This window comes from Colwellia sp. BRX8-7 (assembly GCF_014077275.1).
In the GTDB taxonomy this organism is placed as follows: Bacteria; Pseudomonadota; Gammaproteobacteria; order Enterobacterales; family Alteromonadaceae; genus Colwellia_A.
Genome location: NZ_JACGVP010000001.1, coordinates 318,166 through 330,513 on the forward strand (window position 1 = coordinate 318,166; position 12,348 = coordinate 330,513).

A 12,348-nucleotide genomic window follows, 5' to 3' on the forward strand; every position below is an offset into this window, starting at 1 on the left:
GTTTAAAAAAAGCAAAATAAATTGCTATTGGCGGACTAAGGAGTCTTTAAATAGATACGTTAACGAATAGTGATATCGGGTGAACCGTCAATTTCACCATCTTCGGTAATGATAACAGTACCACTATTATTTGATAATACAGCAATGCTACGTCCATTATTATTACGTATAAAAAGCAATTCATAGCCAAACTTACCAAGACTACCTGCTGAAAATTTTTGAGCGAGTGTCAGCTTCTCCCACCAAACTGAATGCTCAGGAGATTCGTGCCTTCTCTCATTGAAAGGTTGCTTTTGTTGTTGCATAACTTACCCACCCGTTAAATAAATACTAACGTCATTGTATCAATATAGCCCAGATAAACAGCGGTGCCTAACGTAAGTATAGAACAGATTTTACCAACAAAGATTTTATTATTGCGTTAACTAGCGAGAAAGTACTACGAACGCGGTAGCATATAATGCTTCGTCAGAGAGCGAAATGTGCCAGTTTTCAGCCCCTAATTCAGTTGCTAGCTCTGCTGCACGACCACTTAGTAGTAGTTGTGGCTGACCAGAAGCTAATGATTTTATTTCAAAATTTTGAAATGAAACCCCATTGGCTATGCCGGTACCAAGCGCTTTAGATGCGGCTTCTTTTCCTGCCCAGCGCTTGGCTAAATATAATGCAGGGGTTTTTAACGATTGGTATTTTTCATATTCTATTGGCGTTAACACACGAAGCGCTAATCGGTCTCGCACCTTAATCGCCATTTTTTCTATACGGCTTATTTCAATAATATCAGTACCGATGCCAACTACAGACATAATGAATCACTTTTTTAAGCGCTAGATAAATGTTGTCTTAACATTTAATTTAGCTTCACTTCGTTAAATAAGGCAGAACTTTATTAGCTCTGCCGGGTAGGGTCTAAGCGCTGTGCTCTAAAAGTTAACTACGCGCTTCTCTCATTAGCTGTTTCATATCGCGAATAGCCTTGTCTAATCCGTCAATCACCGCTCGAGCAATAATAGCATGACCAATGTTGAGTTCGATTATCTCTTCAATTGCCGCAATAGGTTTAACATTAAAGTAATTTAAGCCGTGCCCAGCATTAACTTTCAAACCATTGGCATGCGCATATTTAATGCCTTCAATTAAACGGATCAATTCAATTTTTTGATCTTGTTCATTTTTTGCATCAGCGTAATGGCCGGTATGAATTTCAATATAAGGAGCTTTACTTGCAATAGCAGCATCAATTTGGCTTTTATCAGCATCAATAAATAAACTTGTTTCTATACCTGCTGCAGTTAGTTGTGAAACTGCACGGCTAATTTTATCAAAATTACCAACAACGTCTAAGCCGCCTTCAGTCGTCAATTCTTCACGTTTTTCAGGGACTAGACAACAAAATACCGGTTTAACCTCACAGGCTATGGCCAACATTTCATCAGTAACCGCCATTTCAAAATTCATTCGGGTATGCAATGTTTGCTTTAGTACATAGATATCACGGTCTTGAATATGACGGCGGTCTTCACGTAAATGGACGGTAATGCCATCGGCTCCAGCGTGCTCTGCTACTGATGCAGCATAGACTGGATCAGGATAATTTGTGCCCCTTGCTTCTCGTAAGGTAGCAATATGGTCAACATTAACGCCTAATAATAGTTCGCTCATTTTTATATCTCTTAAATTTATGAATTTTTTGTAAATAATTTCCGGCTATTTAGTGGTTTACCATCAAGTAAATGATTAATAATTTGCCGCATCAGCACTTTATACGTTTGCATTACGTCTTTAGATGATAAATCTTCTTCGGCTATCGCTTTTAAATGCTCAGCATTATAACCAGTCTGTACCTGCTTGCTTATTATCGGGACAAAACCTTGTTCAGGGAAATAATGATAACGATTATTATTTTCTGAAAATATCGGCGAATAATCAATAGTTAACCCTAATTCTTCTAGTAATCTATTTTCAAAATTTCTCAATATAAATTCAATTGAACGTTGTTCCGATAATTGTTCAATGCTTTGTTGATATTGACAAAAAAGTTCGTCATAAGGGATATGTTCACCCAGTAGACGCACTTGTAACTCATTAAGGTAAAAGCCACTGTAGAGGTAATTACCACTGAGCTGGTAGGATTTTCTTTCGGGTTCGACACGTTGTAAATACTTGAGGCTGCCTTGACCTTTCAAAACAATTTTTAGTGGAGAGAAAGGTTGTAATAAAGCTTTTTTATTAGATTTTAAGGACTTACCTAAATAAGAAATAGCAGACACTTTTCCTTGTTGAGCGGTTAAGAATTCAAGCAATATTTGATTTTCACGATAGGGTCGTGAATGCAATAAAAAAGCACTTTGCTCAAATTCTTCCATTATTTTTAGTCCAGTAGACGGTTCGAAGTCTAACCTGAATATTCATCCCCATAGCCTAAACTACGCAGTGCACGTTCATCATCAGCCCAGCCAGATTTCACTTTCACCCAAGTTTCAAGAAACACTTTCTGTTCAAAAAGCGCTTCCATATCACGACGAGCTTCTTGACCAATTGTTTTAAGTCGCTCTCCACCATTACCTATAACCATACGCTTTTGACTTTTTCGTTCAACTAAAATTAGCGCATTAATATGGATGATACCCTTTTCGTCCATTTTAAATTGTTCAACTTCAACCGTTGTTGAATAAGGCAATTCATCACCGGTGAAACGAATAAGTTTTTCACGAATAATTTCAGAAGCCATAAAACGACTTGAACGGTCAGTAACATAATCATCTGGGAACCAGAAATCACCTTCAGGCAGTGAACTAAGACAAAGTTGACGAATGGTATCAACGTTATCGCCTTTCGCTGCAGAGATAGGTACGATATCACTAAAGTTGTGCTTCTCGCCTAATTTCTGCAAGTGAGGTAATAATGATTCCTTATCTTGGACATTATCGATTTTATTAATCACTAAGATACAACGTGCGCCAGATTTTTTTATCTTGCTAAGCACAAGTTCATCATCAGTTGTCCAATGTGTTCCTTCAACCAAGAAAACCACTAATTCAACTTCTGCTATTGAACTACTTGCAGCACGATTCATTAAGCGATTAATCGCGCGTTTCTCATCAGAATGCAAACCAGGAGTATCAACTAATACCGCTTGTTTATTTTCTTCTGTTAAAATTCCTAAAATACGATGGCGTGTCGTTTGTGGCTTGCGTGAGGTGATACTAATTTTTTGACCTAACAAGCTGTTAAGCAATGTTGATTTACCAACATTAGGACGACCGACAATAGCAATTAAGCCACAATGTTTATTTTCACTTGTCATGATAATATTTCGCTGAGTTATTTTTTATCAAAAATGAGCGCGAGTACTTGTTGCGCTGCGGCTTGTTCGGCTTTACGACGGCTAGTGCCTTTAGTGACCACTTCGGTGTTTATCACCTTGGTTGTACATCGCACAGTAAACTGTTGATTATGAGACTGACCACTGGTGTGAATGACTTCATAAAGTGGTAAAGCAATTTTACGTGCTTGTAAATATTCTTGTAAACGTGTTTTAGGATCTTTTTGTTCGTTACCGGGTTTAATAATGTCTAGTCGTTCAGCAAACCAGCTAAGCACTAATGCTTTAGTCGTGTCGTTATCTGAATCTAAATAAACAGCACCGATAATCGCTTCAACGGCATCTTCTAAAATTGAATCTCGACGATGTCCCCCACTTTTTAATTCACCTGGGCCTAAAATTAAGTAATCGCCTAAATTAAAGCCTCGGCCAATTTCAGCTAAGGTAACACCTCGCACAAGGCTCGAACGCATGCGTGTTAAATCTCCTTCGTCATGAGAAGGAAATTGCTGATAAAGTACTTCAGCAATGACAAAACCAAGAATGGAGTCGCCAAGAAACTCTAAACGTTCGTTATGAGTTCCTTTAGCACTTCGGTGTGTTAATGCTTGAAGCAATAAGTCATTATCATTAAAGGTGTATCCTAACTTTTTACTGAGTCTAGTTAGTGCGACTGCTGAGCTTTTCACGATTAGTTTATTCCACCCAAACGTGAAAACCTGACATTAGTCGGTATCCACTTTGGTAAAAAACTATCTTCGTCACGATCAAAATCAAAACTCATCCAAATTGCTACGGCTTCGCCAACAAGATTTTCTTCGGGTACGAATCCCCAAAAGCGTCCATCAAGACTATTGTCACGGTTATCACCCATCACATAATAATGACCTTCAGGTACAAAGAACTCATCGCGTTGGGTATTTTTCTGTTGATAAAAATGCTGCGTGCGTGGCAGTATTTGATTATCCATTAAAATATCATGTGTCTTGTTTGGCATATCAGCTGTGTAACGACTCAAGCCATATGAACCGTCAGGTGACTCATCTTCTTTTTTAAAGGTGTTGATTACTTGCTCAAAGTCTGGGCATTTAACGTCACTTTCTTGACAAGCAGGCTTGATATATATGGATTTGTTACGATAAATAATTCTATCGCCAGGCAAACCAATAACACGCTTAATATAATCAATCTTTGGGTCTTGTGGATATTTAAATACCACCACATCGCCACGTTCTGGTAGCCCGATCTCAATAAATTTATTACGTGCAACTGGATCGCGTAATCCATAAACGAATTTATTGACTAAAATAAAATCGCCATCAAGTAATGTCGGCATCATAGAGCCCGAAGGTATTTGAAACGGTTCCCATAAAAAAGAACGTAAAATCAAAACAAAAGCGATAACCGGAAATATTTGTACCGACGTATCAACAATTGCTGAAGGCTCTACTAATTGAGCGATAACCTCAGCTGGCAAAACTTCTTGACATTGGGCTTGAGCGTCAGCTAATTTTAATTTACGTTGCGGCGCTAAATAAAACTTATCAGCTAACCAAACAATGCCAGTGATACTAGTAATAATAACGAGAAAGATTGAAAAATAAACAGCCATAACTTCCCTACTAACTTTCTAATTTAAGTACAGCTAAAAACGCTTCTTGCGGTACTTCAACGTTACCAACTTGCTTCATACGTTTTTTACCATCTTTTTGTTTTTGAAGTAGTTTTTTCTTACGAGAAATATCACCACCATAACATTTTGCGGTAACATTTTTTCGTAATTGCTTAACGGTAGTACGAGCAATAACGTTATTACCAATCGCCGCTTGAATAGCAATATCAAACATTTGACGATGAATAAGTTCTTTTAATTTATCGACGAGCATACGGCCACGTGCAACCGAGTTACCTCTGTGGGTTATCATTGCTAAAGCATCAACGCGATCGCCATTTATCATCACATCAACGCGCACCATGTCGGCAGCTTCGAAGCGGATAAAGTTATAATCTAGTGAAGCATAACCACGACTCGTTGACTTTAACTTATCAAAAAAGTCCATGACCACTTCAGCCATAGGTAGCTCATATCTTACTGCTACTTGTTTTCCGTGATAAATAATATCTTTTTGCACACCACGTTTTTCAATACATAAAGTAATAACATTACCTAAGTGTTCTTGGGGTACTAAGATATTGGCTTCAACGATAGGTTCACGAATTTCGTCAATACTGTTAATAGCTGGTAAATCGCCAGGGTTATCAATAGATATAACGTCACCGTTGGTACAAGCAATTTCATAGTTAACCGTAGGGGCTGTTGTAATAAGGTCAAGGTCATATTCACGTGCTAAACGCTCTTGAACAATCTCCATATGCAACATACCAAGGAAACCAATACGAAAGCCAAAGCCAAGCGCAGATGAGTTTTCTGGCTCAAAAAACAAAGAAGCATCGTTTAAGCTTAATTTGTTCAACGCATCACGGAAATTTTCGTAGTCATCAGAACTTATTGGGAAAATCCCAGCATAAACTTGCGGTTGAACTTTTTTGAAACCGGCAAGCGCTTTCGCAGCTTCTTTTTTATGAATGGTAATAGTGTCGCCCACTGGCGCGCCATGTATTTCTTTAATACCAGCAATAATAAAACCAACTTCACCGGTTCTTAAAATACCCGTTTCTTTTTGTTTTGGTGTGAATATTCCGACTTTATCAATTTGGTGAACTTGTCCTGTCGACATGACCACCATTTTATCGCCTTTTTTCACTTCGCCATTCATCACACGCACTAATGAAACAACGCCTTGGTAATTATCAAACCAAGAATCAATGATCAAGGCTTGTAAGTTACCCGTAGGATCGCCAGTTGGTGCCGGGATATTGGCAACGATAGTTTCTAAAACATCTTCGATACCTAAGCCAGTTTTTGCAGAACACTGCACTGCGCCTGTCGCATCAATACCAATGATATCTTCAATTTCTTCGCTGACGCGATCCGGATCCGCTTGAGGTAAATCAATTTTATTTAAAATTGGGATAACTTCTAGATCCATTTCAAGGGCGGTATAACAGTTAGCAACGGTTTGTGCTTCAACCCCTTGTCCGGCATCCACAACAAGCAAGGCACCCTCACAAGAAGCAAGTGAACGCGAAACTTCATAAGAAAAATCAACATGACCCGGCGTATCGATAAAGTTAAGCTGATACGTCTCACCATCTTTGGCTAGGTAATCAAGCGTAACACTTTGCGCTTTGATCGTGATGCCGCGCTCGCGCTCAATGTCCATAGAATCTAGGACTTGTGCTTCCATTTCACGTTCTTGTAAGCCACCACAATGTTGGATCAAGCGATCAGAAAGTGTAGATTTACCATGATCGATATGGGCGATAATTGAAAAGTTACGTATATTTTTCATAAATGGAAGTTCAAATAATGCTGTGGTTAATTCAATAGGGTGAGATTTTAGCGAATTTAGCGCGCTGGGGCTATCTTTATGTTGTGTTAACTTGTGTATATAGCCGTTCTACTTCGAGATAGAGGTTTAAGCAAGTCTAAAATAGGTAAATTACTAGGCATTAGTAGCAAATAATAGTTCTTTAATGGCTAATATTTATTACGCAGAAGCGTCTACTTTAAAGACTTGTACTGGACACAGAATCAGTCGCAAAAATTTTAATCAGTAATTTCGACAATATTGATCATCGAGTTATGTATACGGAGAATTTTTGGGATTAACAAATTACAATATTTACCACGTTTTTGTTGGTGCCTCGCGAGCGAAAAACCTATGTATCCGCCCAATACACCTAACGCTATCGCAAATAACTCGTGGCTAAATATGCTATTTTCAACCAACCATTGGCCAAATACTGACGCGATGACTAGCCCTAACAATGGCCATAGATAAACTTGCCAAGCGGTTAATAGTAAATGCTTGTCTGATAAACCCAAGACCACAGTGTCACCAACTTTTACTGCTAATTCAGTTTCTAATTCTAAGCTAAGTTTGGCTTGTGGAAAAGCTTTAGCCACTTGACCACTGCCACAGTTATCAACCTGTTTACAGCCACTGCAGCTTGATTTGATTTGGCTTTCCACGGTCACTTTATGCATAGCGGTTAGACCGGCATTTTTATCCGCCGTTAATTCTATGGCAACAACCGTAGCGTTTTCTTCAATCATGGTTTTTGAGGTGGCTTTATCGTGATAGCGTCGGCAATAGCTTTCGCTGTTTTAAACGGTATTTTTCCGACAATGCTCACTTCAATACCATCACTCACTTGGTTTAACACCAAAGTAGCTCCATCCATAACAAAGTCCGCATTGCGTTGTTTTTCTTGACTACCATTAACATAAATTGAAATATCGACTAAGCCATCACTCAACAGCATAAATTCAACCGGTTGTTTTGTTAGTGATATTTTATGTCGATTAGCGTTAATTTGCGTAAAGCCCTCTGGCAACCAGTTAACATCCCATTGCAGTTCTTGCTGTTGGTATTCTTCAGGAATATCAACTAGCACAGGAAGTTCAGTCTCATTTAACTGTAAGACACTTTCTGAAGGTTTTTCTGTGATTTCAAGATGCGTAAACTGAATTTGCTCTAATTGTTGGCCTTGTTTCGTCACAATAGACAACTTTAATAGCATACTTGATTGTTGGTCTAACCAAAGCCAATAGGCATAACGGTGGGTATTTTTTGCTTCTATTCTGATCAATTGTGCAGGTCGGCCTAATACACGACTTCGGCCAACAGAAATAAAATCATAAATATTTTCTAATCGAGAAATATCTCCCGCTAAAATAGCAGGAATAGGACCACTAATTTGTTGAGAAGTTACTGAATAAGGAGGCAGTTCAGGTTCGATATAGCTAACTACGTTGCCTTTGCGCAAAATATCGCGACGCGGTCCATTGAGTAAAGAAAGTATCTCAAGTTCTTTACCACTTTCATCGACACCATGAAACCAGTGATATGGCTGAGCTTGATTATTTTTTACAACAACAAAAGACGTACTAAAATTAAGTTTATTTAATGCGCTAGATAAACGTTCGAGCCAAACTTTTGCTGACTCACTTTCTTCACCAACCGCGGAAAAGCTGATGCTTAACAGCAGTAAAACATAACTTAAGAATTTCATTAATTACTTTTATTTGCCTTTTTGTTGTCAATGCTAGTTGTTTCACTTTCATTGTCTGTATTTGTGGTATCAACCGTCAGTGAACCTAATTTAATTTGTTGTTGGTGATCAGACAGCAAAGCATGAAAACGACGTTGTTGATCAATAAAAGCTTGCTTTTGTGAAGCTCTGTCTGGTTCTTGAAAGTTCAAGCTTACCGGTTCAGCGAAACCTGCCATAGGAATAGTTTTTACTATTTGGCTAGGTAAAATAGTTTCATTATTTTGTGCAACATTACTTTGTACACCTAAAACCATTAAACCTGCGGCTGAAGCAGCAATCGCTAATTGGCCAAAGGGTTTAGCAAACTCGACCACTTTATTTTTTAACTTAAGCATGAAAACATTAGTCGTTTTCGGTGCCAAAACGGTCGGCTCAGCGGCAATCGCTTTTGCTATTTCAGCAGATAAATCAAGTTGTAAAACATCAGGAGTGTCATTACGTAAAACATCTCCAATTAAATGATAACGATCCCAAGTAGTCGACAAATGTTCATCGTTGATAATATCATCAAACGTTTTATCATTATGTTGAAAATTATCAACACAAGATGACACTGTTTCAAACTTACCTTCACTCATATATACACCTTAAAAATTAACACTTACATTCGTGTGAATTAAATTAATTTTATCTTCTATACCAAAAATCTACTCTTAATAGCTAGTTTTGTAATAATGGCCTAATTTTTTTATCTACCGCGTCTCGAGCTCTAAATATTCTCGAACGGACAGTCCCAACAGGACAATCCATAATATGTGCTATTTCTTCGTAACTTAACCCTTCTAACTCTCGAAGGTTAATTGCCGTTCGCAAATCATTGGGTAGTTGTTCAATGGTATCAAAAATAACTTTTTTGATTTCATTGGTTAATAATAACTTTTCAGGAGAAGCATTTTCTCGCAAAGCTTCACCTGAATCATAAATTTCAGCATCTTCTACTTCTATATCAGAGCCCGGTGGTTTTCGATTACTCGCCACCATATGGTTCTTTGCGCAATTAACGGCTATACGATAAAGCCAAGTATAAAAAGCACTATCCCCTCTAAAATTAGGTAAAGCTCTGTATGCCTTAATAAATGCTTCTTGAACTATATCGGGTACATCACTGTGATTTTTTACATAACGCGACACTAAATTTGCTACTTTATGCTGATACTTTGTCACCAGAAGGTTAAAAGCATTTTTATCTCCGCGTTGTACTCGTTCAACCAATTTTTGGTCAACGTTTATTTCGCTCATCTGAGCCAATACTCCTAATTATTACTTACTTCTAAAATCCGGTTCAACATTTGGCTCATGGTAAACACATCAAGTAGGACTACACTAGTTTGAAAAAGTTCGAAAAAAATTAAAATAAATCATAAAACTATCCAAATTTCGTGTTTATTTCTAAATACAGCCCATTTTATCTGTTACCACAGGTGAATAACCGTTAAGATTCCTGCTATATGTAGAATACATTAAAATCATAACTTTATGAACAAACAACACAACTGTGACGTATTAATTATTGGTAGCGGTGCCGCGGGTTTAACGCTTGCTTTACATTTAGCAAATAATGCCGATATCGTTGTACTCAGCAAATCCTTGGTTAATGAAGGTTCAACCTTTTACGCCCAAGGGGGTGTCGCTGCTGTTTTTGATGAGAATGACAGTGTTGCTGCTCATGTAAATGACACTTTAATTGCTGGTGCAGGCTTGTGTGACCAAGAAATAGTGCAATTTACCGCTGAAAATGCGCGAGCATGTTTGGAATGGCTAATTGGCCAAGGTGTTGACTTTGATCAAGAAGAAGATGAAAAAGGTGAGTTACGTTACCATCTAACCCGTGAAGGTGGTCATAGCCATCGCAGAATTCTTCATTCTGCTGACGCCACAGGTCAAGCCATTCAAACCACGTTAGTCGACCAAGTTAAAAATCATCCCCGTATTCGAATCTTTGAACGCTACAATGCGGTTGATTTAGTCTGTGAACAACCAAACGATACCAATAACCAGCAAAAGCGCTGCATTGGCGCCTACATCTGGAACCGAAATAGCGAATGCGTTGAACGTATATTTGCCCGTAAAACCATTTTAGCGACGGGTGGTGCAAGTAAGGTCTACCAATATACTTCAAATCCTGATGTTGCCAGCGGTGATGGTATAGCAATGGCGTGGCGAGCAGGATGCCGTGTCGCTAATATGGAGTTTAACCAATTTCATCCGACATGTTTATTCCATCCTGATGCAGGAAATTTTTTGTTAACGGAAGCATTACGCGGCGAAGGGGCTATTTTACGTCGCCCTGACGGCAGTCGATTTATGCCAAGCTTCGATGAACGCGCCGAACTTGCACCTCGAGATATTGTTGCCCGCGCTATTGATTTTGAAATGAAACGCCTCGGCGCTGATTGTATGTATTTAGATATCAGCCACAAACCTGCTGATTTTATTAAGCAACACTTCCCTAATATCTATGAAAAAACTCAATCTTTAGGCATCGATATTACCAAACAACCTATGCCCGTTGTACCTGCTGCCCATTACACTTGTGGTGGTGTCATGATTAATAAGCAAGGTAAAACAGATATCGAGAGCTTGTATGCTATTGGCGAAGTCGCTTATACCGGTTTACATGGCGCTAATCGTATGGCGAGTAATTCGTTATTAGAATGCCTAGTGTTTGCTCGCGCAGCGGCATTAGACATAGAACAAAAAATTGACCGTCAACAGAGTATTGTTGCGTTACCCGCTTGGGATGAAAGTCGCGTTACAAATTCTGATGAAGAAGTTGTTATACAACATAACTGGCATGAACTGCGATTATTTATGTGGGACTATGTCGGTATTGTCAGAACAACAAAACGTTTAGAAAGAGCGCTGCACCGTGTTGAATTGTTGCAAAGAGAAATAGAAGATTACTATCAAAATTTTCGAGTCAGTAATAATTTACTAGAATTAAGAAACTTAGTACAAGTAGCTGAATTAATTATTAGATGTGCGATGGAACGTAAAGAAAGCCGTGGTTTGCACTACACGCTTGATTATCCTGAATTAAGTCAGGTAGCAACCCCAACTATTCTACGTCCTTAATAATAAGTGTTATGCTGAGTTATCAAAGGTTTAATCACCCTAAGTTGGGTTATTTAACTTGACGATAACACGGCATAACCTTGAATAATGTTTAGCAGACAAACTCGTTTTTAAAATAAAGTAGCTGGGTAAATTCAGTTGCGCGAGACAGTTTTTTAAAAAATTATTTTTCAGCCAGGTAACTTGTGCTGGTAAATTATCTTCAAAGACCAACCAACACCCCCAAAAACCAATACGACTAGACGCGCTTAACTGTCTTTTACCTTTAGCCGAAAACTGGCATTCACCCATTATATCAAGAGTAAAACTGTTAGGTTCAGTATAGAACATTCGCATAAAATTAAATTTATTATGCGTATGCTCAACAACTATATTAAACTTTAACTCGTTTAAGGATAAGTTGCACCATGGCGTTGAGTTCTTTGTCTTCACAAACTTGATGCCCCATAAACCAAGCAAATAATTCCGGATCTTGCTCTTCCAGTAAACGTTCAAAAACTAGCTTCTCTTTTTCTGAGAGCAAATCATAAGCCTCTTCAACGAAAGGCATAAAAAGTATATCTAATTCGAGCATTCCACGACGGCAAGCCCATCTTAAACGCGGTTTATTATCAGTTAAAGACATGTAACACCCAGTAAAATAAAATTTAGGCTTATTCTAACAAAGTCATTTGCCATTACAATATTGTTTATCAGATCTAGAAAAATAAACTAACGAATATCATATACACCTTGAATTTCACAAGAAAGTCCTCATTATTTAACAT

At 38.2% G+C, this 12,348-nt stretch carries 15 protein-coding genes; 1 reads left to right on the top strand and 14 read right to left on the bottom strand.

Features of this window, described 5'->3' with window-relative positions:
* Positions 1-59: 59 nt before the first annotated feature.
* From H4J57_RS01335 to rpoE, 12 genes are all read right to left on the bottom strand, one after another.
* Entirely contained in the window at positions 60-305 is a 246-nt protein-coding gene (locus tag H4J57_RS01335) for a hypothetical protein (protein ID WP_182213382.1), read from the bottom strand.
* A 120-nt stretch (positions 306-425) separates the two neighbouring features.
* On the bottom strand, positions 426-806 hold the full coding sequence (gene acpS, locus H4J57_RS01340) for a holo-ACP synthase (RefSeq protein ID WP_070374732.1): 381 nt from the start codon (positions 804-806) through the stop codon (positions 426-428).
* Between the two features lie 124 nt (positions 807-930).
* Positions 931-1,662 (bottom strand): pyridoxine 5'-phosphate synthase, encoded by a 732-nt coding sequence (gene pdxJ / locus H4J57_RS01345; protein WP_182213381.1) that lies wholly within the window; start codon positions 1,660-1,662, stop codon positions 931-933.
* A gap of 17 nt (positions 1,663-1,679) precedes the next feature.
* The gene (gene recO / locus H4J57_RS01350) at positions 1,680-2,366 is read right to left on the bottom strand and encodes a DNA repair protein RecO (protein ID WP_182213379.1); all 687 of its coding nucleotides are present in this window, start codon (positions 2,364-2,366) and stop codon (positions 1,680-1,682) included.
* A gap of 29 nt (positions 2,367-2,395) precedes the next feature.
* Entirely contained in the window at positions 2,396-3,307 is a 912-nt protein-coding gene (era, locus tag H4J57_RS01355; protein ID WP_070374735.1) for a GTPase Era, read from the bottom strand.
* Between the two features lie 17 nt (positions 3,308-3,324).
* Positions 3,325-4,014 (bottom strand): ribonuclease III, encoded by a 690-nt coding sequence (rnc, locus tag H4J57_RS01360; protein WP_182213377.1) that lies wholly within the window; start codon positions 4,012-4,014, stop codon positions 3,325-3,327.
* A 2-nt stretch (positions 4,015-4,016) separates the two neighbouring features.
* Positions 4,017-4,937 carry a signal peptidase I gene (lepB, locus tag H4J57_RS01365; RefSeq protein ID WP_182229990.1) on the bottom strand — a complete coding sequence of 307 codons (921 nt, stop codon included), beginning with the start codon at positions 4,935-4,937 and terminating at the stop codon, positions 4,017-4,019.
* A gap of 10 nt (positions 4,938-4,947) precedes the next feature.
* On the bottom strand, positions 4,948-6,738 hold the full coding sequence (gene lepA / locus H4J57_RS01370; protein ID WP_182213373.1) for a translation elongation factor 4: 1,791 nt from the start codon (positions 6,736-6,738) through the stop codon (positions 4,948-4,950).
* A 257-nt stretch (positions 6,739-6,995) separates the two neighbouring features.
* Positions 6,996-7,505, bottom strand: coding sequence for a SoxR reducing system RseC family protein (locus H4J57_RS01375; protein ID WP_182213372.1), 510 nt, complete (start codon positions 7,503-7,505; stop codon positions 6,996-6,998).
* Entirely contained in the window at positions 7,502-8,464 is a 963-nt protein-coding gene (locus H4J57_RS01380) for a MucB/RseB C-terminal domain-containing protein (protein ID WP_182213370.1), read from the bottom strand. The genes H4J57_RS01375 and H4J57_RS01380 overlap by 4 nt, the downstream gene beginning before the upstream one ends.
* Positions 8,464-9,084: a sigma-E factor negative regulatory protein gene (locus tag H4J57_RS01385; protein WP_182213368.1), complete on the bottom strand. Its 621-nt coding sequence runs from the start codon at positions 9,082-9,084 to the stop codon at positions 8,464-8,466. The genes H4J57_RS01380 and H4J57_RS01385 overlap by 1 nt, the downstream gene beginning before the upstream one ends.
* Before the next feature lie 82 nt (positions 9,085-9,166).
* On the bottom strand, positions 9,167-9,745 hold the full coding sequence (gene rpoE / locus H4J57_RS01390) for an RNA polymerase sigma factor RpoE (protein WP_182213366.1): 579 nt from the start codon (positions 9,743-9,745) through the stop codon (positions 9,167-9,169).
* A 237-nt stretch (positions 9,746-9,982) separates the two neighbouring features.
* Here rpoE and nadB point away from each other — a divergent pair, with 237 nt between their 5' ends.
* Positions 9,983-11,581: an L-aspartate oxidase gene (gene nadB, locus H4J57_RS01395; protein ID WP_182213364.1), complete on the top strand. Its 1,599-nt coding sequence runs from the start codon at positions 9,983-9,985 to the stop codon at positions 11,579-11,581.
* Between the two features lie 39 nt (positions 11,582-11,620).
* On the opposite strand, the gene H4J57_RS01400 is transcribed toward nadB, so the two are convergent.
* Positions 11,621-11,917: a hypothetical protein gene (locus H4J57_RS01400; RefSeq protein ID WP_182213363.1), complete on the bottom strand. Its 297-nt coding sequence runs from the start codon at positions 11,915-11,917 to the stop codon at positions 11,621-11,623.
* 37 nt (positions 11,918-11,954) lie between these two features.
* Positions 11,955-12,206: a succinate dehydrogenase assembly factor 2 gene (locus H4J57_RS01405; protein WP_070374745.1), complete on the bottom strand. Its 252-nt coding sequence runs from the start codon at positions 12,204-12,206 to the stop codon at positions 11,955-11,957.
* Positions 12,207-12,348 lie beyond the last annotated feature (142 nt).

Coding starts and splice junctions, on each gene's coding strand:
- H4J57_RS01335 (WP_182213382.1), bottom strand. CDS start 305: ATGCAACAACAAAAGCAACCTTTCAATGAGAGAAGGCACGAATCTCCT.
- acpS (WP_070374732.1), bottom strand. CDS start 806: ATGTCTGTAGTTGGCATCGGTACTGATATTATTGAAATAAGCCGTATA.
- pdxJ (WP_182213381.1), bottom strand. CDS start 1,662: ATGAGCGAACTATTATTAGGCGTTAATGTTGACCATATTGCTACCTTA.
- recO (WP_182213379.1), bottom strand. CDS start 2,366: ATGGAAGAATTTGAGCAAAGTGCTTTTTTATTGCATTCACGACCCTAT.
- era (WP_070374735.1), bottom strand. CDS start 3,307: ATGACAAGTGAAAATAAACATTGTGGCTTAATTGCTATTGTCGGTCGT.
- lepB (WP_182229990.1), bottom strand. CDS start 4,937: ATGGCTGTTTATTTTTCAATCTTTCTCGTTATTATTACTAGTATCACT.
- lepA (WP_182213373.1), bottom strand. CDS start 6,738: ATGAAAAATATACGTAACTTTTCAATTATCGCCCATATCGATCATGGT.
- H4J57_RS01375 (WP_182213372.1), bottom strand. CDS start 7,505: ATGATTGAAGAAAACGCTACGGTTGTTGCCATAGAATTAACGGCGGAT.
- H4J57_RS01380 (WP_182213370.1), bottom strand. CDS start 8,464: ATGAAATTCTTAAGTTATGTTTTACTGCTGTTAAGCATCAGCTTTTCC.
- H4J57_RS01385 (WP_182213368.1), bottom strand. CDS start 9,084: ATGAGTGAAGGTAAGTTTGAAACAGTGTCATCTTGTGTTGATAATTTT.
- rpoE (WP_182213366.1), bottom strand. CDS start 9,745: ATGAGCGAAATAAACGTTGACCAAAAATTGGTTGAACGAGTACAACGC.
- nadB (WP_182213364.1), top strand. CDS start 9,983: ATGAACAAACAACACAACTGTGACGTATTAATTATTGGTAGCGGTGCC.
- H4J57_RS01400 (WP_182213363.1), bottom strand. CDS start 11,917: ATGCGAATGTTCTATACTGAACCTAACAGTTTTACTCTTGATATAATG.
- H4J57_RS01405 (WP_070374745.1), bottom strand. CDS start 12,206: ATGTCTTTAACTGATAATAAACCGCGTTTAAGATGGGCTTGCCGTCGT.